Raw genomic sequence first — 26,392 nt, forward strand, 5'->3', positions numbered from 1 at the left:
ATATGAGTCCATTAATCGCTATTTCCGTTACAACGGGTATTCTTTCCGGTATTTGGGGTGGGCAGCCTTGTCATTGGGGCTGCTGTCCTGGGCTGGCTTCTTAGGATGTACCAGTTACTTTGCGTCACCAAAAGATGGTGTAACTGGACTAGCCCAAAGCTTACTGACTAACATGTCGGGCGTCGTTTGGGCAATGGTCATCATTCATGGCTCGTCACTGATCAATATGGAAATCGCTGGGTACGTAATGACCGCTTTAGTGTCATTTTTCATGTGTATTCAAGCGAAACGAGCGTGGCTTCAGTATATCCCTGGCACGTTCATAGGAGCATGCGCCACATTTGCCGCCGATGGCGCATGGCAACTCGTGGTCCCGTCTTTGATATTGGGTGGCTTATTTGGTTATGCAATGAAAGCGAGCGGTCTATGGTTGCACAAACAGCTTAGCAATCGTGATTCTGACACCAGTAACGCCAAGGCGACGAATGCTAAAACGGCACTAGCGAATGATTGATTAACGCCTGTTCTCAATTAAAAAGACCCTATCAGAATTTCTGATAGGGTCTTTTCCTTTGCTTTGAAGTCATAGTGGATTAGGTGTTGCCGTTAGCCATTGTGATCACTCTTCTTAGGATCCACCGTATCAAGACAGGAATACTATCGACACCTTTCTCCTCGCACTCTGCGACGATAGCCAGCGCCAAATCAGGTTGGCAAACTTCTTGAGCACTCGCGCCACCACTTTTTTAGGAGGGATCGGGTGGTCATGAGGGATTTTGATGAGATCCCTAAAGAAAATTTCAAACCCGTGAGTGTAAAGATAGTGCTCTATGTCTCTGTCTGGTAGCTCGGTTAGATGATGACGTGGATGCTCACCGTCTAGTTGGTGAAGTACGGTTGCTGCGTATTTCTTACCTGCGGCGTCACCATCGGTCACCACATGCCAGTCAATACCGAATGCTTTTGCGACCTTAATGAGCGATCTCAGCCCTGATTGAGCAAACTCGATGATTTGTACCCCTTCGGCGGCTAAGTTATATCCACATTGGTTGGCAAGCTCATTAAACAGCCATACTTCGGTTTCACCTTCAACCAGTAACCAACAACGCGCAAATAGAGCTCGTGAACGATGAAATCGAATATGAAATCCGACTCTTCGAAGTTCATCCTTGGTGAGTCCATTGGTGGCTAAGGATTTAGTAATGGTTTTGTCAGATTGCCTTACTAAGCGCCTTATAGATTGCAAAGGAACGGCACCCAGCAAATCGCTACTGTTGGTGGTGAGTATTTTTTGCATGGGCAACATTTGCAACAGGCTCCAAGCGCGAGCCAAATGGGTAGGGTGCAAGCGGCCTTCTGGATCTTCTATGATGAGTATCGGCCGTGCACAGCGACGTAGTTCATTCGGTCCTTTGGCTTGGAGGTAAGCATTGAGCAAACCAAGTAGCAGAAGTCGTGTTTGATGGTTTCTTGTTTCGTCTATGACCTGGGCAAGGTTTTGTTCACTGTTAGGCCGAGAGAAAAATACGCCGTCACGCTGTCCTTTGGTCGTCTTACGTGAGTGACTTTTGAATGAGAAGTAATGCTCCACTAGCGCTTTCATCGATGTAAGGCTGCTCTTAATCTCCCCCTTATTGACGTGTCCAGGAATGGCCATTAAGCGTCTGACTGTATTATTGATCCGTTTTTCAGAACGAGCGTTCAATCCATTTCCACTGCCGTTATTGCTGCTTGCAGCAACAGGATTACCATTGTTTACGCCCTCCTGTTGGTACAAACGACGGGAATCGCGTAATCGTATGACCGGATGCAGCGTCATTAGCTCCTGGGCAATTTTTTCCGAATGATGGAGCATTAGGGGAGCGCCTTCGGGATCTAAGAAATTGTACTTCTGAGTAATGTCATAGCCATCAAGCGTTGCACTGATTCGGTAATAGAAACGATTAGCGCCATCTTCGTCTTGAAACCAAATTGGCTTGAGTTTTCGGTAGCGCCCGGACAAGGTTTCATTGCGTTCAGTAGAAACAAAAGAGAGAACGATTTGCAGATGTCGCGTTTGAGGATGTGCCGCCGCGTGGTCAACGTGAAAGTCTTTCATTTCGAATGAATAAATGCGACCGTCGGCGGGGAGCGCGACATTCAATGCGTCGAGCAAGGAAGACTTGCCCCAGGTGTTCTCTCCAATGAGCGTAGTGAGATCATCCAGCGCAATGGAGAGGCGTTTGATTCCTCGAAAGCCGGATACATCGATACGTTCTAGCTTCATCCATTTCTCCCAACAAAGTCATACTATCTACTTCAATTATAAGCCTCTTTTTACAAAGCAACTGTAATCAAACTCATAAATGGCTAAGTAATTTCAGCCGGTTAGCGGCTGTTCTGGATCTCGCCAACTCCAATATTAATGTGATTAACATCATAAATAGACCTGTGATATCAGTATGTGATTTCATGAAATTCATTGGAATGTCACATAAAGCACGCTACCATCACTAGTACGATAAAAGAGAAGATGCGATGACAATAAACAACAAGCCTCTTTCGCTCACAGTAGCGCACATCAACGATACACACTCTTATTTTGACCCCACGTCACTTGCGTTAAGCATTGCCCACAACGGGCATCAATGTCAGCCATATGTTAGCGCTGGTGGGTTTGCACGCATAGCCGCTCGCGTTAAGCAGCTAAAGAACTCTCATACCAGTGATGACTTTTTGTTTTTGCATGCTGGAGACTGCTTTCAAGGGACGTTGTACTTTTCGCTGTTCAAAGGTGAAGCTAACGCTGTCATGTTGAACGCTCTGGGTATTGACGCCATGGCACTTGGCAATCATGAACTGGATATGGGTAATGAACCGGTTGGCAAATTTTTGCGTGAGATAGATTTTCCTCTTCTCGCTGGGAATTGGAATGTATCCGGTGAGCTACGCAAACAGTACCCTCTAAAATCTCATCCGAATTTGATGGATTTTGACCATCAAACACATACCGCGAAATGGATTGAAAAGCGGGTTGGTGAAGAGCGAGTTGCAATCTTTGGTTTGTCGCTCGATAAGATGGCAGATATTGCAAACCCAGATTGCGACACCACATTTGAGCCTTGTGCCGCCACCGCAAAAGCAACGGTAGACGCGATTCATAAAACAGGTATCAATAAAATCATTCTGTTAAGCCATATGGGGTACGAAGCAGATCTAGCGCTTGCTGAAAAAGTAAGTGGCATTGGACTTATCATTGGCGGTCATAGCCATGTGTTACAGGGTGACTTTTTAGCGCTAGGGCTCAAGTCTCAAGAGCATTATGGCGTTCACATCAATGGGACCTACGTGGTTCAAGCTGGGCATCACTCTATGACACTTGGCCATTGTCGAATAGACTTTGCAGCGAATGGTCAAGTTATTGGTTTTGAAGGACGTAACGAGCTACTAGTTGGACGTCGCGCATTTATGGATGTTCATGGTGAGCATTCTGCAAGCGATATTGAACAAATCAAGCAACAGATCCATGCCCATGACCACGTGGTTGTGGTAAGAAAGGATCCTGCGGTAAAAGCAGTACTGGCTGAAAAATACCAGCCTCAGGTAAGAGCATTACAAAATCAGACAATAGCCCATGTAGACTCCGAATTACGTCATGTTCGATTGCCAGATGAGTATGGCCCTAGTCAACTTGCTCCCTTAGTCGCTCATTCTTTTTTGTACACGATGCAAAGTTTGGGGCACACAGTAGATTTTGCCATGCATAACGCGGGCGGCGTTCGCAATTCACTCAGTGTTGGTGCTGTGTCGGTTGCCGATGTCGCAGGAAAACTGTTGCCGTTCGCTGTGCCGATTGGCATGTATCGAATTAAAGGTATTGATATTCCCAAGATACTGGAAGGGGCGCTCGATAATGCATACAGCAATGGTGTTCAAGGCACAGGCTCAGGCAGTTACCCCTATACTTCGCAACTTGACTTTCAATATGACGCAACCTTACCAAAAGGAGAACGTGTCTTTAATGTACGGGTCGCTGGAGAGGTATTGGATGAAAATCGTGTATATACCGGAACATCAAGCGCTTACACCATGAAAGGCAAAGAAGGCTATGATGCGATAAAAAATATGCTTGATAGCGGGATTATCACCACTTGGTCCATGGCTGACTGTTTTATCAAGATGTTATCGGAACAGCCGGATAGCGTGCGCCTCAATTCACAAAAAAACGCGGGCTTGCTTCCATAATTAGGGAACAGTTTTTGCTTTATTTGAACCAATCTACGTAAAGGTCGTCTGTTACTTATGTATGGGTGACCACCACATTTCATCGGAGGGAGTATGTGGAACAAAGATTGGGCTGATACATTTGTTGTCATTGGATGGATTGGGGCATGGTCATTGCTGGTTTACTTGATACCAAGTGGTATGCTTTAAAGTGAAAGTCTGGGGTTTGGCCGAGTACAACATCCTCTCGGCTATCCAGACGCGCAAGCAAAGGCGTTCCGTCCTAAAGCTATGGGGGAATAGGTGAAGCGTCAAGGGTAAACACACGCAATACGTTATAATATAGCCGAACGAGGAGTTTATTTAACCAATGTGCGGCCGACTTAACATTATCGATGATCCTTTTAGCCACTATGTTTCAGAGCAACTGGGTATTAAGTTTTCTGCACAACCTAGAGAAGAAGCGTTCCCGTCTGAAAATCTTGAGTGCGTGGTGGCAGGGTATGATGAACAATTATTTCAATTACCCTTAGCTTGGGGAATTAAGCCGCTTTGGAGCAACAAACTTATCATCAATGCCCAAGCAGAATCCGTTCAAACAAAACCCACTTTCTCACAAGCATACGCGTCTCATCGAGCTATTGTCCCATGCTCAGGCTGGTTTGAATGGAGAGCGGAGTCAAATGGCATTAAAACCAAATTTCTTTTCCAATCTCCAAATGATCGGCCACTGTATATGCTGCGGTGGGTTATCCTGATTCAGGTCAAGTGGTGACACTAACGACCGCACCAACAGAGAGCTACAAGACGTTCCATCACCGCATGCCATTGATTTTATCTGCTGAAGACGCAACACGTTGGTTACTACCGTCTGGCAACAACCACAAAAGTCTACTGAGGCGCTTAGTCGACGATGCCTATTGGAAAGTGTCTACGGTAGGAAACTAAACCACCTAGGGCTACTCGTTGACTAAGACTGAAAATCCACCATAAATTAGGCGTTTTGTATCAAACGGCATAACAGCCATTTCTTGTTGGATCATAGGATCATCAAACACAGCCTTCATTCCAGCGTCTCGAACTTCCTTTGAAGGCCATGAAATCCAAGAGAAGACGACGCATTCGTTGTCTTGTTTCATTACCGCTTGAGGAAAAGAGGTAAGTTGTCCCTCAGTCACATCATCTTCCCAACATTCGATAACAGACAGCGCTCCGTGTTGTTTGAAAACGGAGGCAATCTTCAGGACATGCTCTTTGTACAACGCTTTGTTTTCTTTTGGAACTGCCGCTACAAAACCATCTACGTATTCCATCACTGCCTCCTAGAATGAATGAGAACCTAACTCATAGTATGAACCAATATCATGAGTTTAGCGGATAACAACAGGTATTGATGGTTTCAATCTATCAATGGGGAAGATACACTGAACGCTAAATCGTTACACAGAGAAAATCCATGTTCATTTTGATTCGCCTTCTAAAACTTGCCGTCATTTCAGCTGTGTTTTTCACCATCTATGATCTTATTGCGTTCGGTGAGATCACTTGGTTCAGTCGTTTCTTTGGTTAGTGTTTGTATGGATGAAAAAAAGCCTCGACATTGTCGAGGCTTCTTAAATGGGGGCATAATTCAAAATTGGCGACTAAGCGTTAGATTCAGCGCTCGTCCCGCTTTTTTTTTGCATCTGTAGCAAGAAATAGACGTTTACGCATGCAATGAAGCCGTTGGTAATAACGACTGGCATAGAGTCGATTGCCAAACCGTAAGCGGTAAATAGGGCACAACCTACAAAGTTAAGTACGCGTAGCTTAACAATGTCTTTCATTGTTAATGAGATTGCGACCATGATCGATGCTGCGTAACCAAGTAATTCAACCATACTGAAGTCCATAATTTCCTCCTCAAATATTGCCAGGGGTGCTGGTACCTATTCTTCTCATCATGAGAATCTCGAGGAAGCTCCTTGCCTCGAATGGTGTTACCGTGATTTGCAGACACTATAGCAGCCTAAATTCTGTGATGAAACCGTCAATTTTGGATACGGAGAAGGTTAGCGATTACGCAAACGTTTTAGTGCGGGAGAGGGGATAGTTGAGCGTAAAAACTGTTGAAACTGTCAATAGATGTTCCGGGAGATCAAAAAGAGCCTGCGAACAGGCTCTCTAGTATTTGGCACAAGAAATTATTTCTTACCTTGAACCATTTGCTTGTCTTCTTCAGTCAGCTCACGGATACGACGGCTGATGTCACGACGAGCTTTTGAAATCTCAGCGCTCTTGATGATGTGGTCATCAACACGGTCTTCGTAGTCTGCTTTCATGTTCTTGATGATAGTGACGATTTCATCGTGCGTCATTTCTGGCTTGATGTAGTCCATCAGGTTTTCTAGTAGGTCGACACGCTTACGGTTGTCACGAACCTTTTTCTCATTGTCTAGCAGTTCACGCTTTAGTTTGTTCTTGCGACGTGCTTGCGCAACGATTTCAAATACGCTACTCATGTTTCCTTTCCTAATTCGTGTGGGTATCTGTCTTGATTAAAACACAACAAACCCATCTATAACAGACCTTAGATCAATACTCCTTGGCTATTGCTTAGTTTGTCGCCACTCAGTTGAAGAAACAATTGAGTTGCAGTAAGGAATAGCGCTATGATTTCAGAACAGCAAGGTTTTTAACACAAAGTCATTCATGTCACTGTTATCTCAAACTTCATTAGAACCCGACAACAACATTGTCCTCCCAACCGATAAGCCATCACCAAAAGAAAGGCTTAAAGGGGCATACATCTGTGAGCGTAGTAAGCTAGAGGTAGTTGAAGTCGAACTCAATCGAAGTAAAGTCGTCATGATCGACCAAGATGGGAAACTCATAAAAGTCCCGTTCTTGTCGGAGCATTGAGCTTACTTTGTGACACTGTAGCGGACTATAAAGGAATACAATAATGAACATCGAACTGTCCCCAGTTGAGGCGCGCGTCATTGGCTGCCTTATCGAAAAAGAAATCACTACCCCTGATCAATATCCTCTTACGTTGAATAGTTTGACGACGGCTTGTAACCAAAAAAGCAATCGCGATCCTGTCATGAGTCTTAGCGATGCTGATGTACAAGATGCCGCTACGGCGTTGATCAACCGTCGACTATTGAGTGATGAAAGTAGCTTCAACAGCCGCGTGTCGAAGTTCCAACACCGTTTTTGCAATACTGAGTTTGGTGATTTAAAGCTTAATGAACAGGAAAAAGGCATCGTATGTTGTATGTTGCTTCGCGGTGCACAGACGCCTGGTGAAATTCGCACCAGAACCAATCGACTTTGTTCATTTACCGACGTGAAAGAAGTGGAGGCGGTACTAGAAGCGATGGCATCACGCGAAAGTGGTGCCTTGGTGGTGAAACTGCCACGTGAAGCGGGTAAGCGCGAATCGCGTTATATGCACTTGTTTAGCGGTGAAGTGGATATTGAACAACTTGCTCAGCAAGCAGCGTCAGGCAGTTCGTCCGCTGCAGTACCAGCCGGTCAAGCGCGCATTGAGCGTTGGAAGCCGAGGTTGAAACCCTGAAGCAAGAGCTCAGTGAGCTTAAAGCATTGGTAAACTCGTTACTGTAAAGGGTAAGGCGGCTTAGGCCGCCTTTTCCTATTCGCATAGGTAAGATAATGGAATCACTTCTCAATGTCTGAAATTGCAACCGAAGCAGAGTGGTTCGTTTACTTAATTCGTACGGCTGAAGATAAACTCTACTGTGGCATCACCAATGACCTAGAGCGCCGCTTTAAACAGCACCAAGCAGGTAAAGGCGCAAAAGCACTGCGTGGTCGAGGACCGCTAAAGTTGGTTTGGAGCCAAACGCAACAAAGCAAAAGTGAAGCGCTTAAAACTGAAATCGCGATAAAGAAGTTAAGCAAAAAACAAAAAGAGCAATTAGTTGCCAACGAAGAAAAATTCATCATTAAAGTCAGCGTTTGATTCTGAAAACTGGCTGAATTGAACCTCATTGTATACACTTGTTCTTAAACACAAAAATATACAGAACAGATGCGCAAATTACATACGTTTCTCACCATAATATTGCTTGCAGCGCCTTCTTTCACAATCTCTGCAAATACTATCCTGTCTGACTATTGGAATTATCAACAATTCCTGAAAACGTACCCGGAACAAAAACAGCTTGCTGAACAATTACAGAATACAGTGCTAGAAAGTGCGGTGCCTCTGTCGGTTGAGCAAAAGGAGCCAGTGACTATTTCTGTGGTTTATCCTGGCCAGCAGGTGTCAGACTATTGGGTAAGGAACATAGAAGCGTTTGAGCTTAGATTAGAAGAATTAGGCGTTGCCTATGAGCTAAATCAGGTTTTCACTCGCCCTAACGAAGACTACCGACAACAAAGTGCATCGCTGATGGAAGCGGTCAAAAATAACTCGGGCTATCTGATCTTTACCTTAGATACAACAAGACACCGCAAGTTCATAGAGCATGTTTTGCATTCAACCGATACTAAGCTAATCCTACAAAATATCACTACACCAGTGAAAAGCTGGGCTGATAACCCACCATTTATGTATGTGGGCTTTGACCACGTCAAAGGAAGTTTACTGCTTGCCGACTATTTCAAACAGCGTTTCGGTGGCGATCCAACAAACTACTCAGTGTTGTATTTCTCTGAAGGATATGTAAGTGACGCGCGTGGCGGTACTTTCATTGAACAGATGGATGCTCAAAAAAGCTTTAACTTAGCGACATCTTACTACACCAAAGCGAATCGAGAGAGTGGTCGAGAAGCCACACTCAATGCGATGCAGCAGCACCCAAATGTAGACTTTATTTACGCTTGTGCAACGGATGTCGCTCTGGGCGCAACTGATGCACTGCGTGAACTTGGAAAAACCAATGTTATTGTCAATGGTTGGGGTGGCGGTTCTGCTGAGTTGGATGCCATACAGCGCGGCGACTTGGACGTCACTGTTATGCGAATGAATGATGACACCGGAGTGGCTATGGCAGAAGCAATCAAATGGGATCTGGAAAAAAAACCGGTTCCGCAGGTCTATTCGGGCAGTTTCGAGTTAGTGACCAGTGAAGACAGTGCTCAACGAATAAGTGAGCTTAAATCTCGAGCATTTCGTTATTCTGATCGATAGTCGCGTGTGAAGTTTGTATGCCATTAACGGATTTTAATAATCGCAAAACTCTCGCCACACTGATCACGCGAACCGTGATTACGGTAGTGGGGGTGTTCACGTTCGCAATGCTAATGCAAAGCTGGCAGTTAAGTCGTGACATCGTTCGAGAAGAAGTGCAAAAGAGCGCTAGGCAAACCAGTGCTTTGGTTGTTAACTTTTTTAATTATCGCTTAGCCTCCTTACAAATCCTTCAAGACAGTAATGCAAAAAGTGATGCCGTCGAAAGTTTTTTCCAAACCTTTGATGCCAGGCTACTCGACTACTTCTTTTTGCGAGAGGATAACCTTCAGCCTTCGCACGCGCCTGACTTTCGTTTTATCACACGTAGCAATGACATTGTGTGGGATGACGGTAACGCACTGTTTTACGGTCTTGAGCAAAGTAGCCTAGAGACACTTCACGTAGCTGCTGGGAAAACGAATAGTTGGAAAACCGTCGAGACAGGATCGCAACTCGGTGAAAGACACATCCTATTGCGTAGGACTCCTATTGTTGATCGCTCTTCGGGTGAAGTGCTTGGACAGCTATTTGTCGGAGTCATACTTGATGACAACGCGGGACTATTAACGAGCCTGTTGCGCGGCAGTAATAGTGATGACGTCATTCTAAAGTATGGTGATACAGTGATTGCTTCTTCGATTTCGTCTGACGACAGCTACACGCAAGCGTCCGTCGTAGCGGTCATCAAAAGTGGAGAAGTGGATCTAAACAAAATACTCGTTACCGAAACGCCACTGTCTATCGGTAGTCAGCTATCTAAGCTCACGGTTTACTCAGTTCAACGCAATCCGGGCATTCTCGCTCTTAGAAATAATTACCTGTTTTGGATTTTTCTCTCTTTTGTAGTGATAACTATTACTTCCGTGATAACCAGACGTTGGTTAAATAGTCGAGTCACCAAGGAGTTGGCGAAGCTGATGGTTTACACTCGAATCGCCGGTAACACGCAGAAGTTTGAGCATTTCTCCGGTTCGACTATTCACGAGTTTAACCATATCGGCAAGACTTTGGGTAATACCTTTGAGCGGCTTTCTGAGCAAGAAAAGCTGTTCCAAGACCTGTTTAACTTCTCCCTGTCTCCAATCATTGTTTGGACCGAAAATTCTACCATTTTGCAGATCAACCCTGCTGCTCGAAAAGCACTGGGTTTGGAGCGCAACGCAGACAGTAGTGATGCACTCCCGTTTCGTCAATTCGTCGAGGAAATGAAGGTTCAAGTCGATAAGGCGAATCATGGCGTGACCATCACCGGCATTGATGTACCAATCAATGACATGGTATATCGTTGGAACTTGTCGTCTATCCAAACCCGTAAAGATAAAAAGTTGGTGTTATCGCAGGGGTTGGATATCACCAAGTTGGTGGAGGCTGAAAAGCAGAGTGAGAAAGCAAGAGTAGAAGCTGAGCGTGCTGCTGTGGCTCGAACTGAATTCCTCGCTAAAATGAGTCACGAAATACGTACTCCGCTCAATGGGATTTTAGGTATTTCACAGCTGTTGAAAAAAGAAGCCAAGCAAACACGTTATCAAGAGCAAATCGACGTACTGTGTAACAGCGGTGAACATTTGCTCGCCGTGCTAAACGACATTCTTGATTTTTCAAAAATTGAAAATGGCAGCTTTAAGCTAGAGAAACACAGCTTTAGCTTCAAAGAAATTGTGACCGCACTTGATGGTATTTACCGACCTTTATGTGATGAAAAATCGATTACATTGAAGATTGATAATCGGCTTCCAATCGAGACCGTGTTGTTCACCGACCAGGTTCGTCTTAATCAAATACTGTTTAATCTGCTGAGTAATGCGATTAAGTTCACCCATTTCGGTCAGGTGAAAATCTCATTTAGCATGAACCGTCATCATTCCGACGAGACTGCTCAGCTACTTATAGAGATTGAAGATACTGGTATTGGTATACGGCAAGATCAGCTCGATCAGATTTTTGATCCATTTGTTCAATCCGATTCGACAACCACACGGGAGTACGGGGGCAGTGGATTAGGTTTAGCTATCGTTAGGAACTTGGTAACCATACTTGATGGTGATATTACCCTCACCAGTGAAGTAGGGGTTGGGACGCAGTTTAAGTTAACATTGCCTGTTGAAGTCGTCGAAGGTGCGGCTGCGCTCGCGGTCGAGGAAACAGAAATCGATTTCGATCTGTTTGATCGTGAAATATCGGTGTTGCTGGTCGAAGACAACCATACCAATGCGTTTATTGCTAAAGCGTTTTGTGAAAAGTATGGAATGCACGTTGTCTGGGCAAAAGATGGCCAAGAGGCGCTTAACTATATCGATAGCACGAGTTTTGATTTAGTACTAATGGATAACCAGTTACCAAGTGTATCGGGAATTGAAATCACCAAGCAAATACGTCAAGAATATAACAAGACACTGCCGATTTATGCCTGTACTGCGGACAACCAAACTTCGACACGCCAAGCGTTTTTTGCGGCGGGCGCCGACTTTGTTATCGTCAAGCCGATTAAAGAGAAGTCGCTTAACGATGCGTTGCGTCACTTTAAGCAGTTTCATTTTTTAGCGGCTTAGCAGGCCTCTTCTTGGCAGAGAAAACAAAAAGGATGCCTCGGCATCCTTTTTTCTGTTCACTGCTTGAGAATACGTTATCTCGCTAATTTGTGGTGGGCGCGAGAGAAGTGGCCTGCGCAGAAAGCACCAACAATAGAGAGCTCTCCAGCTAAGCAAAGCGTCGCTGCTACTTCTGCCAATGCTTGTGATTGGCCAGAGCCGTGCAAACCGAGTAGATCCAAGCACGCTTTTTGGCTTGGTAGTCCAGTGCCGCCGCCAACGGTTCCAACCATCAAATTAGGTAGAGTCACACTCGCGTAGAGTTCACCTTTTTCAGTGACTTCCATACGGGTCATACCGATTGCTGACTCCGCAACGCACGCTGCATCTTGACCACAAGCAATATAGAGAGCTGCTAACGCATTGGCATAATGGGCATTGATGCCAATCGTGCCGCTAAGCGCGCCACCGACCGTAGTCATTTGACCAAATTGAGCCATCTTTTTTGGCGTGGTGTGCAGATACTTCTCAACCAATTCCGCTGGAATGGTCACTTCAGCAGTCACTTTCTTGCCGCGAACACTGCGTAACGTTTGCGAGTTTGCTTTTTTGTCACCGGATAAGTTGCCGTCCAAAAATGCATAGTCTGGTTCGATAGGTGTATTGGTCAAGATATAGTCAAACACTACGTTGGTTGCAATGGTCACCATATTTTGACCAGAGGCATCACCGGTTAAGTATTCAAACACCAAATAGACATGATTACCCTCGATATTAACGCTAACATCGCTAAGTTTACCGTGAGAAGTCGTCGATTCTGCGAGCGTTTTGAAGTGGTCGAACTGAGTCACTAACCAAGCAACAAATTGACCCGCTTCAATGAGTGATTTGAATGCAAATCCAGGCGTTCGGGTCACACCTTCATTTAATAGCATTGCACTGGCACCACCGCAGGCAGTAATCAAGTTTGCCCCACGATTGTACGACGCCACAAGCGCTGCTTCTGTCGTCGCGAGTGGGACTTGATAATCACCTTGTGCAAAAAGGCCATTGACTCGCAAGGGACCAGCGGTACCTACTGGCATCTTTAGGGTGCCAACAAAAAACTCGATGTTTTTTTCGTAAGCTTGCATTTGCGATTCAGTATGAGCATCAAAAAGCTCAGCTTGTGCACTAGGATTGTCTAGGGTTTTCCAACGGTAGTCGACGTTGCGCTGAGTGAGATAAGGACTGCGATTCACCCTTTTGGTAGGGGATTCAAACTTGGGCGTGAGTTTTTGTTCGAACTCAGACATTGCGAGCTCGTCACCTAAATTGTTTAGGTAGTCACGCTTGTGAAGATTTACTTTTGGCATGTCGATGTTTGTCAGTCAGTTTGAACGGGGATTCTACCCACATAGACCAGAGATACAAGGTATGGTGGAAAAGTTCTGTGACATCATATTACAGACGTACGCATTTTGAACCGACAACTGTCAGCGTAGGACATAGTTGTGGGGCAATGTGCTAAACCGCTCTATTTTTCACGAAACAGCGGTGACAGGGCTTAACGAAACAGTTGTGATAGCGCAGTTAACTCTTCTTCGCTCAGTAAGTTATCTGAGTTTGGCTGTAGCTGTGAGCTGATTTCACCTTGCAGGGCTTTGAGTTGCTGGGGTGATAGCTGTTTTAGCTGTTCTTTGAGTTTTTCAAATTGCTGTGTTGGCATAGTATCACCCGTATTGACGCAGTTTGTTTGATCGTGGTTGTCTCTTATACAAAAGCGGCTTGAGTTCCTTTCGATCATCAATGATGAGTCGCTATACTGAGTATTCTATAAATTCATTTTGTGAATTTTGTCCGAGAAATGTAAGAGGGCGTCAATAGGTTGGTTAACTACGTCATGTCAATGCAAAGACTGCAGTAACATGACGTTCACTGCTGAGTTAACCTTCTTGGTTAGCTTGGGCGAGCTGTTCGGGCTTGAGGTGTGTCGACAAGGTCTGTAGCTCGGGTAGCATTCGATAGATCAAATGCAACTGTTGCAATACCATTCGCGCAGAACGATCGTCTTCGTCTCGCCATTCTGATAGTCGTCTATGGATATCAAACTGATCGACGGTGGTGTGAGTTGCATCACTTGCTGTCCCCGATAGGTTTGCTTCAATGATTTCAATATGTTGGTTGATGCTGCGATGCGCCTCAAGTACCAATAAGTGAATTGATTCATCGTCAAGACGCTGACGATGCGCTCCCAATGCTGAGATGTAACTCAGAAGGGCATGATTGAGTGTCAAAAAGCGAAAGCACTCATCGGTATCCAGTTGATAACGATCCGGTTCAGCCAGCATATTTGAGATGGCTTTGGAGAGGTTTGCATCCGCATTGTGAGCATCGCGTCTCGCGATTCTGTAGCTTAAATCATCTTTCTTACCGACTCGATATTGGCCAATGATTTGCAGCAAATACAGGCGATTGGTTTTAAGTGCCGAGACCATGATTTTCGACAAACGTTTAGACTCCCAGTCCGGAAGTATGAAGTACACAGCACAAACAGCCAATGCGCAGCCTATCAGCGTATCCATTAAACGTGGTAGCACTACCGCGTACCCTTCTCCAAGTTGATGGAAACAAAGCAGAACCAAGACGGTGATAAAGCCAGTCGCATAGCCGTAATTATTGAGTCGAAACGCAAAGAACATCACGCCAGAAATGACCAGAAGTACCAGTTGGCTCTCTGTGGATGGAAATAGGGTAAGCAAAGGCACTCCAACCAGAAGGCCGACGACCGTACCAGCAATTCGAGCGGTGAGCTTTTGCCGTGTTGCGCTGTAGTTTGGTTGACAGACAAACAATGTGGTTAGCAGGATCCAGTAACCACGTTCGAGTTCGAAAAACTGAATGATCCCGTAACCCAAGGTTAGTGCACAAGACAGACGGATAGCATGGCGAAGCAACAACGAGTCTAACGTTAAGCTAGACTTTACTCTCCGCCACATGGCGAGTGGGGTGTGAGCGTTGGTATCGTCAAGCACGTTGTCATCTTGGTTGACGATGTCAGGGTTACTCACATTGCTGAGTAGCTTCTCAACGGTCGCTAGATTATTGAATAGGTAGTGGATCTGTACCAATAATGGTTTCCACTCTGGACGATTTTGTGTCTCTAAATACTCGATAGAGTCTTGAAGCTCAACCAGTGCGTTAAGTGAATCATTACTGTGAGAGTACTTGTTACCAAGTTTCAGAGCGTGCGCGATGTTCTTACAGGCGATGGATTGCATTTCAAGCAAATGCTTAAAGCGAAATAGCACATCTGAGTGGGAAAAGGCACTCGCTAGCTCTTGATAACGATAGTGACTGGAACTCACTCGCTCATGGATATCCTGAGCGATAAAGTAAACTTGTAAAAAGCGATCGCTTGGCCCGTCAACATGGCCGCGTTTCGAGCGATTAAGCAGTGTTGTTTTACACTCATTGAGCGCATAAACGGTACAAGCATTCAGGCTTGCTTCTTTCAGTCGATGCGGCTGAGGGATGAGGTTTCGTGTTGGATGAAACAGATTTCGCTTCGCGTCCAAATACAAACTCAGTTCATTAAACACATTCGAGAGGCTCTGTTGTACCGGCTGTAATGGCCAAAGGCTGTTCCAAACCAACGAAACGAGGTAATACCAAGAGGCACCGCCTAACAGTAGTGTGGGCTGCGTCCATAAATCACTACTCTCGCTTGCCCCTAACATGGTGTAGATAGCCACCAACAAAGAGCCAAAAGCAATACTGGTATATCTCGGACCGATGGCACCCAAAAGTACAAAACCTAAGGTCGAAACAAACAGACCCGCAGCAAAAAGCCAAGGTGTATTAAATAATAGCTCGATTGAAAATGAGGCAATGGCGAAACAGATCATCGTGATGATGAGCGCTTTCAATCGGCCAGTGAAGCTATCGTCACTTTCAGCCAGTGCAGCCGCAATGACACCAAGAATTAGCGGGGTAACCCAAGTCTGCTGCTCTAAATACCAGGCGGGAATGACCACGCCGAGCAGCGCAAACAGCATAAGGACGCTGTAATTAAATGTTTTGTTGGCCCATAGAAGGCGAAGTTGACCAAGAATGCTCACAATTGACACAGTGTAAGTGATAAGAAGCGTTATCTTAACAGAAACTTAGTGGTAGTGGTGAGGTTGGTTGAGGTGATTTGCAGAGTCATAAACACAAATGCCAAAGCTATCTTAATTGTAAGCTTTGGCATTGAGCTTGCCTTAATATACGTGAGTGCTAAATCTTAACGCTTGTTTTTCAAGTAACGCTTACGGCGTTCTTCTTTTTTCTTCGCTTTCTCTTCGGCTTTACGGGCTGCTTCAAGTTCCACTTCCACCAGCTCTTTGGTGATCATTTCTGGTAGTTCAAGCGTGAGTTGACCCAACGTGCCATTGCGAAGTTCATGAAGTAGGATCTCAGAGGCTTTGTGTAGGTTCACTCGGCCGCCCGATTGCAGTGCGCCGCGTTTTCGGCCAATAAGCTCCATAATCTCTAGATCAGACTCAGGAAGTTCTTCGTCGATTTGGTAACGCTCTTTTAGGCGTTCTGGGTAGAACTCTGCGAGGTATTCAACGGTATAAAACGCGACTTCGTCATATTCAATGGCAGTGTCTTTTACAGCGCCCGTCGCTGCCAAACGAAAACCACTGTGTGGGTTTTCTACTTTTGGCCATAAGATCCCAGGAGTGTCAGACAAAACAATGCCGTTTTGTAGGTTAATTCTCTGTTGGCGGCGAGTGACGGCTGGTTGGTTGCCTGTAACTGCAATGGTACGACGAGCTAAAGTGTTGATAATGGTCGATTTGCCTACATTCGGGATCCCCATGATCATGGTGCGAATATTTTTGCCAATCTCTTCGCGATGAGGAGCGAGTTTACGACATAACTCAAGGATTTTATTGACCTCTTGCGGATTAGATGTCGTGATAGCCATCGCTTTAACACCTTGCTCTTTTTCGAGATGAGCTATCCACAATTCTGTTTTTTCTGGGTCAGCAAGATCGCGTTTATTAAGAACTTTCACTACCGGTTTATCACCGCGTAGCTCAGAGATCATAGGGTTTTCACTACTAAATGGGATACGAGCATCAAGAACTTCGATAATGACATCTACTTGTGGGATGACTTCTTCGATCTCTTTGCGAGCCTTGTGCATGTGGCCTGGAAACCATTGAATAGACATGTATGAAAACCTTTAACTTTGAAATTTGTGCACATTGTAGGAGCTTGAGGCAGATAGTAAAGCCTATCAAGCATTTAATCGTCTATTCAGAGGGTATTTATCCCAGTTATTCGAGCGAATATCGCCCTTTAAATAAGCATTTTTTGTTGTAACGACAAAATAAATTTCCTAAAAACCAATAGCTTAGCGTCGATATAATAGTTGGAATCCATATCACTAAAGACAACTTTTCGTACCTTTAGTGACCAGTGTTGTCGTTTGTAGAGTTGTTAAATGCGTTTGCCTTTCCATAACCGTCTGTTTTTATGTAGTTTTATTGCTTCTTCAGCGTTGGCGAATGAAGATCTTATGTCACTATTGGATATGCCACTAGCATCCCTCGCAGAAACCAAAGTGATGTCTAGCACTCGAAGCACTCAAAGCCTAGCCGATACGCCTGCTGCTGTTTATGTCATAACCGCGAAAGAGATAAATCGTTCGGGTGCACGCTCAGTTGCTGATGCTCTCGCCTTAGCGCCAGGTTTGCACGTAGCTAAATTCTCGAATTATGACTGGGGCATTTCTGCCCGCAGCTCGAATCAAGCGCTAACCAATAGTTTACTCGTCATGGTAGACGGAAGAAGCGTACTCAATGCGATGTTCTCTGGTGTCGACTGGGATCTTATTCCTGTCAGTATGGATAACATTGCTCAAATTGAAGTGGTGTTAGGTCCAGTAGGCACCATCTGGGGCGGCAATGCGGTTAATGGAGTGATCAATATTATTACTCTGGATGCAGAAAACGCACCCAAAGGAAAAGTGTCTGCCAGTTTCGGTAACTATGGTTACAAAGAAGTAAAGCTGCATCATGGCGGTCAAGTCGGCGATTCATCGCATATTAGCGGTTACGCTGAATACTTGGAGCATAAACCATGGGCGAGTACCGAAGACAAAGTGCAATCTCAACAGCATTACAATGTCGTGACGGGTCGATTTGGTGCTCGTTTTGATTATCAGTTTTTAAATCATACGCTCAATCTGCAAGCTGGTGGTATTCGATCTGAAGAAGATTATTTATGGGCTAATTACCATCCTCATTTGTTTTTTCCACAGCGTCCAGCGCACGATTATTATGAACAGAAAATGATCGCACAAGAGTGGTTTGCCGGTGGCTCGCATATCTATGAGAGAGCCAACAATGACCGCATAGAAAGTGATCTATGGTTAACTTATAGCGATAACGATGGCCCAGATAGAAACGCCCATTTTGTACGTTTTGATTTGGACAGCCGCTACTTGTTTGATGACCTGTGGGGCACACAGCTCATGATTGGTGGCAATGTTCGTTTGATTCAAGAACGTTTCCATCAGTATTCTCGATATGATGAAGTGACTGCGCCATATCTACGCTCTGCAGACAAACCAAGTTATTTAAATCAGAGCTATGGTATTTACGCTAACTGGACCATTCCTGTGACCGATTCAGCCACGCTAATGTTAGGGAACCGTTGGCAATACCATAACATAACGGATGATACCTATGCTCAGCCTCAAGTTCGTCTGAACTACAAATTGGCGGACAACCAAACTCTCTGGGCGGGTTGGGGCTCTGCTGTGGTGACGCCGTCACGTTTGGAGCGTTCAACCACTTTCCGACAAAACGGTTATGTTGAAAATGCCCTGTTCAGTGACGGGAATCATTACGATTACTACTATAGCTACATCTACAAAGGCAATAACCAGCTTAAGGTGGAGACGGTCGACACCCTAGAAGCCGGATATCGCTTTTGGCACGATGAAAAGCTGCAGTTGAACCTTAATGGTTTTTATAGCATTCACGAAAATATTCGCGCCTACGCAGGTACTGGCGCACAACAGTGGGTGATACCAGGTGGCGCATCTGAAGGTAGTGTGGGAACTGTCTTTGAGCAGTACACCTCGGAATATGTCGATCCGCTGTGGACTCGAACGTATGGTGGTGAGGTGTCTGCAAAATGGCAACCTATTTCAAACCTCCAGCTCAATGCAAACTATAGCTATAAAAAGATCCTTGGCTACTGTAGTGGAAGCATTTGTCAGTCCAACTCTGCGGTAGCAAAGGCCTTAGAAAATCAGCCTAATCATTTTTTCAACGCTCAGGCTATTTGGGATATCTCATCGCAGTGGTGGGTAAGTAGTGCTTTGCAATATGTGTCGGCCACGAGTGTGCCGAGTCATGTAGGGACGGTTGAGCAAAATGGTTGGCCACGTGTCGTGAATCTTGACCTAGCGCTTAGCTGGCAACATTCTCGTCAATGGCCTCGCATCACCGCCACCGTTGAAAACTTGGGCGCCTATGAAAACTATGAATACCCTCAAGCGTATGGGCCTTTTCAAAACGATACCCAATATTGGTTACAAGTTGAATGGCGCTATTGGGATGCTCAAGGTGAGCATCGATGGTGAAGTGCAGGTTTAGTTGGCGACTTCTATTGATAACTATTCTATGGCTTGGTTGGGAGCCAAGCCGTGCATGGGCGGCGGTGAGCGATGACCAGCTTAAAGCTGTGTATCTATACCGCTTTCCTATGCTTGCGGATTGGCCAACCGCAGCGACAGGCAAAGTCACGCATTACTGTATTACTCGAGAATCTTCGATAGGGGATTACTTGTCACAAATAATCGCGAGTAAATCGTCATCCGCTCGTTTCGTCGACCTGTCGCAAAGTGATAAGTCACAGACAGAGATTTGCCATATTTTGTATGTTGATGGACAAGATCGTGAGCATGTTGTTGAGTTAGCAAAGCGCTACCCATACGCCCTGACGATAGGCACTGGCGTTCAGTTTGTGTCACTAGGAGGCATGTTGGCGTTCATTAAAGTAAATAACCGAATCAAACCATTGATATCGCAGCACAACGTAGAAAAATCGGGTGTTCGTCTTCGCGCACAACTATTGGCGATTTCGGAACTGGCAGAGGAAAAATAGTAATGATCACTCGGATTGCTTCGCTGCCTTTGCGATACAAAATGATATTGCCGACTTGGCTTATTTCGACCTTTTTGGTGTTCATTGTAGGTGTGACTACGATCCTAATTTTGACCCACTATCAAAAAAGGGCGCTCGAAACGCGTGTGACCATTTTGACTCAGGGTGTTGCGAATACTTTGCAAGCTGCAATGATGTTCGACGATAGCCTATCTGCCGAAGAGCAGCTTTCGAACCTGTCATTTGACCCAGATATCTTAGCCGCCGTTGTCAATGACGTTGAAGTCAATGAACTTGCTAAGATCTTGCGTCTACCAAAGGGATGCCATTGGCAGTTTGACTCTGTGCGGTGTGACGATATCGCTTTTGAAAGTCAAACTCAGACAATACGTCTTGGAGAGGAAAACCTAGGCGAACTCCGGGTTTGGGTTTCACACGAAAGATTGATGCTAGAGCAACGACAAATGTGGATTGTGCTGTTTTCAACGTCTTTGCTTCTCTCCCTGTTCGCATGGCGCTTTGCAAAAGTCATGCACTCTCTAATCGTTATGCCGCTAAACTCATTGCACCAATCAATGCAACAAGTGATTGAGGAGGGGATACGTCAACGAGAGTTACCAGTAAATCAAAATGATGAACTCGGAAAACTGACGACTTGTTTCAATGTGATGGTGGCAAGCCTTGTTGATAGAGAGCGAGAACTAAGTAAAGCTTTGGAACAGCTAGAAGGTAAAAACCGATACATTATTCGTGCACTAGACGTAATGGAAAAAGGTATCTTGGTGGTTTCGCCGAGCCTTGATGTTATCTATAGCAATCCATTCGCTGACAATCAGATTCAAGAACTGAAAATGAGCAGAGATGCGAGAACACTATTGGAAAGTCGATTTAACCCAAGAGCTGGTATCGACAACATAGTCAGTGCGATTACTCATCAGAATGTCGTAGAGTCGGTAGAGCTTCATCAGCATCATTCTGATCGCCGCTATAGGGTGAGTTGTCACCCATTAGAGTCTGAAGCCCACACATTAGTGCAATTTGAGGATTTTACGGATCGCTACGTTAGCGAGCAGCGCAGATCACTCATTGAACTGGTGTTTGAACAAAACATGGATGCCATGTTGGTGTTGGATCGCCATGGCATGGTGTCAATGATGAACTCTGCGGCGGGAAACTGGTTTGGATCTATTCAATCCTTTACCGAGATTAAGTTGCAGAGCAAAGATCGCTTATCACGGAATGACATAAAACGGTTGTTAGTCAAAGAGCGAATTGAAAACCATATCGATATTGATCTTCTTACTGGAAAGCGAATTCCTTGCCACGTGCAGGTGAGAGCACTCAAGTCTCAAAAAGGCAGGGTTGAAGCGATCTTGGTGACACTCCGAGACCTGACGCATGAACAAGAACTTCAGCGACTCAACTACCAAGTAAGTCATGATGTATTAACGGGATTAAGCAATCGAACGGCCGCTCTTCAGATACTAAAAGATAAGCATATGGCTCATCGTGACCAGTGGGTACTGTTTATCGACCTAGATGGATTTAAAGCGATTAATGATAAATATGGACACGCGACGGGAGATGAATTGTTGAGGATTGTCGCCAATAGGCTCAAAGAAGGAGCGCCTGCGCAGTCATTGGTGTCTCGCTTATCTGGTGACGAGTTTTTAATTGGCCTTGAAGAAGATGGAAAGCTTGATGTGCACCTTGAGCGACTGCTCTATCTGTTGAAAACACCGATTGTTATTGATGGCCATCACTGTCATGTTTCGGCGAGCATTGGTGTAGTGTCATGGAAGAAAGAGTCTAAGACACCGCTAACACTGGTCGTTACGGCAGCAGATCAAGCTATGTACCACGCCAAAAGAGCAGGCAAAAACCAATACTACTTAGCTGAAGCAGTATAACGAGAACGTAATGCGGCAATAAGACGTTTAACTGTAGCGTCTTATTGCTCGCTGTTGGCGAACTCTGATTTAAGCCAACCTCTCAGTGCCAATGTACTCTCTAGCTTAAGTTTCTCAGGTGGGCAGGCGAAGTAGTATTCTTGGTGGGGGTTTACCACCGCTTTACCCACTTCGACGAGTAACTGGTTGTCTACTTCGTCTTTGATAAATAGTCGATGAGTCACCAAGAGACCTAAGCTGCGAATGGCAGCGTGGATCGCTTGAACTGACGCATTGAACGTCAGTGAGCGAGGGGAGTTTGGAATCGAAAGTGCATGGGCTTGACTCCAAACCTCCCAGTCGTGTTTACGCCGGTCATTGGTTACCCAGATGATTGGGTTATCACTGACAAGTGTGGCTAAATCATCAGAAGGTAGCATCTCTAAAAGGCTAGGGCTGCAGACCATAACTAACTCGTCATCCCCCAGTTTTTCACAGTAGTACTGTTGCCAATCATCAATCTTGCCATGGACGATTGCGACATCCACACCTTCTCGTTCTAAGTCGAACGGCCCTATTAGATTAGAGATTCTGGTATCAAGGTTTGGGAGCGCTTGCTGTAGATTTTCGACGCGAGGGATCCACCAATGGAGCGCGAGGGAGTTCACCATGTTAATGGTTAACCGCTTATCGTGCTTATGCTTTAGCAGGTTTTCACTCGCTCGCACGATTTTCTCGAGCGCAGGAGCCACGTCTCGATAGTACGCTTTTCCCTCACGAGTGAGTGATACCTTGCGTCCAACTCGGTGAAACAGCTTAGTATCGAGCTGGGTCTCCAAGCTTTTGATTGCTTGACTGATAGCGGAGTGACTGACAAAAAGCCGTTCAGCCGCCATCGTCATACTTCCTAATTCCGCGACAGCGACGAACGAATAAAGTGATTTTAACGCGACATGTTGCTTCATTATGCTATTCATATATGTAAGTTATACTTACAGTATAGTTAACAAAAACTCGCTATTCTTCAGTGATGCTCCTCACTACAATGCCAATAAGTTAACAAACAGTAGTAAGGGATAATGTGAGAGTCAGTCAACATCACAAAGCGAGCATTTTCATGCTTTCTTCAACACTCAGTTTAGCGGTAACAGGATTGGTGACCCAATACTTATCCACCCAATTTGTTGCTGTTGAACTGGCGTTGTTACGGTTTTGGACGCCTGCGCTGCTATTGTTTGCTTTTCTTACATTTCAAGGTATTCGCACGCCTCCAGAGTCAATGCGACGCGTATTATTGATTCGTGCTTTTTGTATAGCAGCCTGTCAGTTTTGCTTTATCTACGCGTTAGGGAAATTGTCTTTAATCGAAGGCGTCGTGTTATTCGGTACCGGGCCACTGTTCATTGCGCTGTTTGAAAAGTTGCTGTTCCGAGTTCCTCTTTCGAAGCAAACTCTTATAGCGCTGTTTCTTACCTTTGTAGGCGTCGTTTTTCTTGCTGGAGATACACAAGGGTTTACTCTAAAACCAGAACTCGCTATTGGGTTAATGGCGGGCGTATTTAACGCAGGTTCCCAGCTCAGTTTACATCGCGCTTCCAAAGGAGAGATGTCAGGCACTGAGAATAATGCTTGGACGTTTTTACTTGCTGGGTTGTTGTTGATACCCGTTGCTGTCGGCTATTACGCTACGGCAGGCATACCTTCGTCGATACCTCTAGAGTTACCAAACGATTTGCCAGTGATGTCGGCAGTTTTGCTACTCACCTTGATGATAATTAATACACAGGTGTGTCGATATCAAGCCTATAAGTCTGCTGCGACCAATACTCAAGTTGCGCCGCTCATTTATACCAATTTGCTCTTTACCGCCCTTTTCCAGTTTACATTGTTTGATACACCATTTACCTCAATGCAGCTGCTAGGCATTGGATTGATCGTATTTGGTAATCTCATACCCGCTCTCTGGCCTGTATTATTCGGTGCCTTTCATCGCCCAATTGAACCGACATCTTCATCAAGCAGTTCAAATTGATTCTCATATTAAAAATTAACATACACAATAATATAAGTGATTGATATTTAGGTTATATTATTTTGGCATGTGTTTTGTATCCATAGAGTTAAGCCATCAGCAAAGGGACAAACTCATGGTACTCACAAATAACGTAAAAAGACTAACAGGGATCGGAGGCAGCATTGCTGCTACGCTACTTGCGACAAGCGTTCAGGCAGCGCCTTTTGATACTTGTCCGAGTAAAGCTTACCTTTTTCAATCTACGCCAGTAAAAGTGTACGGGGTAAACCTAGTAACAGGCTCAACAAGTCTATTGCAGGCAGATACCGGTATAAATGCCAACATCAACGGTGTCGGTTTTGATTTCAACGCTCGCTATATTTATGGTTACGATACCACCAACAAACGTTTGGTTCGACTTGGTCAAGATTTTCAGGCGGAAGTGCTCAACACGACAGGATTGCCTACCGATCACACCTTTTTTGTCGGAGATGTGTACGAGAGTGTTTATTACCTTTATCGTAAAAACAAAGGCCTCTTTACTGTCGACCTCACACCATTGGATACTGATGCCAATGCGACTCTTACCGTAAACCGAGTGACGACACGGTCTGTGGTTAACTTAACGGATTTTGCTTTTCACCCAAGCGATGGCAAGCTTTACGGTATCGATAACAGCTCCGGCGCATTGTACTCTTTCAACCCAGAGACCGGACAAGAGACTTATATCGGTGACACCGGTGAAACGGGCACCTTTGGTGCGGGGTATTTTGATGTTGATGGATACTACTACGTGTCACGAAATCAAGATGGCCAGATTTACCGTATCGACCTGTCTCCAGGGAATGCGTCAAATATAGAGAACGGGATCGTACCTGCGGTCAAATTCGCAGACGGGCCTAACTCCAGTCAAAATGATGGCGCCCGCTGTGCCAACGCTCCTGTGTTGATGAAGACTCGCAAATTGACTTTGGTGACGCACCTACTTCATACCTAACCAAACTTGCAGACAATGGTCCAAGGCATGGGCTTGACGGCATAACTTGGTTAGGCGATGCAGAGCCAGACGGTGAGCAAGATGGTCGTGCTGATAACTTAGCAGATGATGAAACCGGGCTTGACGACGAAAACGGCGTTGGCTTTGTTACGGCGATTGAACCCGGTTTGGACAGTATTGTCACTGTTAATGCTTCCACCAACGGCTACCTGTCTGCATGGTTTGACTGGAACCAAGATGGAGATTTTGCCGATGAGGGTGAACAAGTGTTTACCGATACACAGTTGCAAGCCGGTAACAACAATTTAGTGTTTACTGTCGATGCAGCAGCCTACATTGGAACCACTTGGAGCCGCTTCCGTTTCAGTCAACAGCAAGGGCTAGATTACTTTGGCGGTGCTGCTACTGGTGAGGTAGAGGATCATCCATTGACAGTAACAGGTGAGGGCTTGTCAGTTCGCTACTACCCGAACGCAACAGACTATACGACCGTTGCTTTTGAGGACAACTGGCCTTATACCGCTGACTACGACATGAATGATGTGGTTGTTAGCTATCGCATCACAGAAATCCTTCGAGATGGTAATGTCGTTAAGTCCAAAATTGACGGCTATTTAGGAGCAGTCGGTGCTTCTTACCATAATGGGTTTGCGATACGTCTAAAAGGGCTTAACCGTAGCGACATTGATACTGATACCAGTCGTTTGATCAAAAATGACGTTCTGTCTGAGACCAGCGGTTTAGAACAGATATCAAATGAAGCGATTTTTGTGATTAGTGAAGATACGTCAGTCTATAAACTGGATAGCTGTGACTTCCACCGTACGTTGATGTCATGTGGCGCAGAAGATGTACAACTCAATTTCACGCTTCACGTCAACATTAAAGAGGGCACAAATACCTCATCGTTGATGTCGATGCCGTATGACCCGTTTATCTTTGCAACACCAGACTATTACCATGGTGCCGGCTACTTCCAGCCAGGAAGAAAATGGGAAGTCCACTTACCAAACTACGAACCCACTGAGCAATTCGACGCGGAACTATTTGCAGGTCTTGGACGAGATGTCAGTAACGCTTCAACCAACACCTATTTCAAAACAGCTGAAAACTTACCTTGGGCAATCATGGTTAACGACGAATGGCTATGGCCAACGGAAAACACGGATCTGTTAGCGGCGTATCCACAGTACGCAACCTACGCAGAATCGAGCGGTGAGCAAGCGCAAAACTGGTTTGAGTCGCAATTCGCAACCCCTGACAAATGCTACATCCCATAGGAGAAATATCATGAAAGCACTTACTGTAACCTCAATAATTTCTCTTGGACTGTTAGTAGGCTGTGGAGGCGGCGGTGGCGGTAGCGATTCTGGTGGCAGCGTATCAGTCCGCCTCCTGCGGCGACACCAGCCCCAGCGCCAACACCGG

Annotated in this window: 19 protein-coding genes and 4 pseudogenes; 14 read left to right on the top strand and 9 right to left on the bottom strand. The window is 45.4% G+C overall.

Going from position 1 to position 26,392, the window contains the following annotated elements; genetic code table 11:
* Positions 1 to 2: 2 nt before the first annotated feature.
* Positions 3 to 514 (top strand): annotated as a pseudogene (locus TZ48_RS01720) (DUF1097 domain-containing protein).
* A gap of 79 nt (positions 515 to 593) precedes the next feature.
* Here the strand turns inward: TZ48_RS01720 and TZ48_RS01725 are convergent.
* Positions 594 to 2,266 (bottom strand): annotated as a pseudogene (locus tag TZ48_RS01725) (DUF2813 domain-containing protein).
* A 251-nt stretch (positions 2,267 to 2,517) separates the two neighbouring features.
* On the opposite strand from TZ48_RS01725, the gene TZ48_RS01730 reads away from it, so the two are divergent.
* The 3 genes from TZ48_RS01730 (at position 2,518) to TZ48_RS25665 (ending at position 5,151) form a co-directional block, all read left to right on the top strand.
* Positions 2,518 to 4,224, top strand: a complete 1,707-nt coding sequence (locus TZ48_RS01730) for a bifunctional metallophosphatase/5'-nucleotidase (RefSeq protein ID WP_112478028.1) — start codon at positions 2,518 to 2,520, stop codon at positions 4,222 to 4,224.
* Positions 4,225 to 4,573: 349 nt separating this feature from the next.
* On the top strand, positions 4,574 to 4,978 hold the full coding sequence (locus tag TZ48_RS01735) for an SOS response-associated peptidase family protein (RefSeq protein ID WP_275426390.1): 405 nt from the start codon (positions 4,574 to 4,576) through the stop codon (positions 4,976 to 4,978).
* Complete coding sequence (locus tag TZ48_RS25665; RefSeq protein ID WP_275426391.1) at positions 4,975 to 5,151, top strand: SOS response-associated peptidase family protein; 177 nt, start codon at positions 4,975 to 4,977, stop codon at positions 5,149 to 5,151. The genes TZ48_RS01735 and TZ48_RS25665 overlap by 4 nt, the downstream gene beginning before the upstream one ends.
* A gap of 11 nt (positions 5,152 to 5,162) precedes the next feature.
* Here the strand turns inward: TZ48_RS25665 and TZ48_RS01740 are convergent, their stop codons facing one another.
* The 3 genes from TZ48_RS01740 to TZ48_RS01750 form a co-directional block, all read right to left on the bottom strand.
* On the bottom strand, positions 5,163 to 5,516 hold the full coding sequence (locus TZ48_RS01740; protein ID WP_112478029.1) for a DUF1428 domain-containing protein: 354 nt from the start codon (positions 5,514 to 5,516) through the stop codon (positions 5,163 to 5,165).
* Positions 5,517 to 5,846: 330 nt separating this feature from the next.
* Positions 5,847 to 6,095 (bottom strand): YgjV family protein, encoded by a 249-nt coding sequence (locus tag TZ48_RS01745; protein ID WP_042495801.1) that lies wholly within the window; start codon positions 6,093 to 6,095, stop codon positions 5,847 to 5,849.
* Between the two features lie 291 nt (positions 6,096 to 6,386).
* The gene (locus TZ48_RS01750; RefSeq protein WP_006072802.1) at positions 6,387 to 6,704 is read right to left on the bottom strand and encodes a DUF496 family protein; all 318 of its coding nucleotides are present in this window, start codon (positions 6,702 to 6,704) and stop codon (positions 6,387 to 6,389) included.
* A 190-nt stretch (positions 6,705 to 6,894) separates the two neighbouring features.
* Between TZ48_RS01750 and TZ48_RS01755 the strand changes: the two genes are divergently transcribed.
* The 5 genes and pseudogenes from TZ48_RS01755 (at position 6,895) to luxQ (ending at position 11,934) form a co-directional block, all read left to right on the top strand.
* Complete coding sequence (locus TZ48_RS01755; RefSeq protein WP_112478030.1) at positions 6,895 to 7,104, top strand: hypothetical protein; 210 nt, start codon at positions 6,895 to 6,897, stop codon at positions 7,102 to 7,104.
* Between the two features lie 43 nt (positions 7,105 to 7,147).
* A pseudogene (locus tag TZ48_RS01760) lies at positions 7,148 to 7,812 on the top strand (YceH family protein).
* A gap of 64 nt (positions 7,813 to 7,876) precedes the next feature.
* The gene (locus TZ48_RS01765) at positions 7,877 to 8,170 is read left to right on the top strand and encodes a GIY-YIG nuclease family protein (RefSeq protein ID WP_112478031.1); all 294 of its coding nucleotides are present in this window, start codon (positions 7,877 to 7,879) and stop codon (positions 8,168 to 8,170) included.
* A gap of 69 nt (positions 8,171 to 8,239) precedes the next feature.
* Positions 8,240 to 9,343: an autoinducer 2-binding periplasmic protein LuxP gene (locus tag TZ48_RS01770; RefSeq protein WP_112478032.1), complete on the top strand. Its 1,104-nt coding sequence runs from the start codon at positions 8,240 to 8,242 to the stop codon at positions 9,341 to 9,343.
* Positions 9,344 to 9,360: 17 nt separating this feature from the next.
* A complete protein-coding gene (gene luxQ / locus TZ48_RS01775; protein ID WP_112478033.1) occupies positions 9,361 to 11,934 on the top strand; it encodes a quorum-sensing autoinducer 2 sensor kinase/phosphatase LuxQ in 2,574 nt (857 codons plus the stop codon).
* Positions 11,935 to 12,008: 74 nt separating this feature from the next.
* Here the strand turns inward: luxQ and TZ48_RS01780 are convergent, their stop codons facing one another.
* The 4 genes from TZ48_RS01780 to ylqF all read right to left on the bottom strand — a co-directional run bounded on the left by TZ48_RS01780 (position 12,009) and on the right by ylqF (position 17,116).
* Complete coding sequence (locus TZ48_RS01780) at positions 12,009 to 13,268, bottom strand: hydroxymethylglutaryl-CoA reductase (RefSeq protein ID WP_112478034.1); 1,260 nt, start codon at positions 13,266 to 13,268, stop codon at positions 12,009 to 12,011.
* 191 nt (positions 13,269 to 13,459) lie between these two features.
* Positions 13,460 to 13,621: a hypothetical protein gene (locus TZ48_RS24610; protein ID WP_239670655.1), complete on the bottom strand. Its 162-nt coding sequence runs from the start codon at positions 13,619 to 13,621 to the stop codon at positions 13,460 to 13,462.
* A gap of 217 nt (positions 13,622 to 13,838) precedes the next feature.
* Positions 13,839 to 16,013: a YccS family putative transporter gene (gene yccS, locus TZ48_RS01790; protein ID WP_112478081.1), complete on the bottom strand. Its 2,175-nt coding sequence runs from the start codon at positions 16,011 to 16,013 to the stop codon at positions 13,839 to 13,841.
* A gap of 164 nt (positions 16,014 to 16,177) precedes the next feature.
* Positions 16,178 to 17,116: a ribosome biogenesis GTPase YlqF gene (ylqF, locus tag TZ48_RS01795; RefSeq protein WP_112478036.1), complete on the bottom strand. Its 939-nt coding sequence runs from the start codon at positions 17,114 to 17,116 to the stop codon at positions 16,178 to 16,180.
* A 273-nt stretch (positions 17,117 to 17,389) separates the two neighbouring features.
* On the opposite strand from ylqF, the gene TZ48_RS01800 reads away from it, so the two are divergent.
* Genes TZ48_RS01800 through TZ48_RS01810 form a run of 3 tightly spaced genes read left to right on the top strand, consistent with a single transcriptional unit; the run spans position 17,390 to position 21,974 of the window.
* Positions 17,390 to 19,540, top strand: coding sequence for a TonB-dependent receptor plug domain-containing protein (locus TZ48_RS01800; RefSeq protein ID WP_162674450.1), 2,151 nt, complete (start codon positions 17,390 to 17,392; stop codon positions 19,538 to 19,540).
* A 26-nt stretch (positions 19,541 to 19,566) separates the two neighbouring features.
* Positions 19,567 to 20,064: a YfiR family protein gene (locus TZ48_RS01805; protein ID WP_162674451.1), complete on the top strand. Its 498-nt coding sequence runs from the start codon at positions 19,567 to 19,569 to the stop codon at positions 20,062 to 20,064.
* 2 nt (positions 20,065 to 20,066) lie between these two features.
* Complete coding sequence (locus tag TZ48_RS01810; RefSeq protein WP_112478038.1) at positions 20,067 to 21,974, top strand: diguanylate cyclase domain-containing protein; 1,908 nt, start codon at positions 20,067 to 20,069, stop codon at positions 21,972 to 21,974.
* A gap of 41 nt (positions 21,975 to 22,015) precedes the next feature.
* On the opposite strand, the gene TZ48_RS01815 is transcribed toward TZ48_RS01810, so the two are convergent.
* The gene (locus TZ48_RS01815) at positions 22,016 to 22,918 is read right to left on the bottom strand and encodes a LysR substrate-binding domain-containing protein (protein ID WP_112478039.1); all 903 of its coding nucleotides are present in this window, start codon (positions 22,916 to 22,918) and stop codon (positions 22,016 to 22,018) included.
* A gap of 116 nt (positions 22,919 to 23,034) precedes the next feature.
* Here TZ48_RS01815 and TZ48_RS01820 point away from each other — a divergent pair, with 116 nt between their 5' ends.
* Positions 23,035 to 23,985: a DMT family transporter gene (locus TZ48_RS01820; protein WP_239670656.1), complete on the top strand. Its 951-nt coding sequence runs from the start codon at positions 23,035 to 23,037 to the stop codon at positions 23,983 to 23,985.
* A 115-nt stretch (positions 23,986 to 24,100) separates the two neighbouring features.
* Positions 24,101 to 26,244 (top strand): annotated as a pseudogene (locus tag TZ48_RS01825) (LruC domain-containing protein).
* Positions 26,245 to 26,392 lie beyond the last annotated feature (148 nt).

The organism is Vibrio variabilis (genome assembly GCF_003263785.1).
GTDB lineage: Bacteria > Pseudomonadota > Gammaproteobacteria > Enterobacterales > Vibrionaceae > Vibrio > Vibrio variabilis.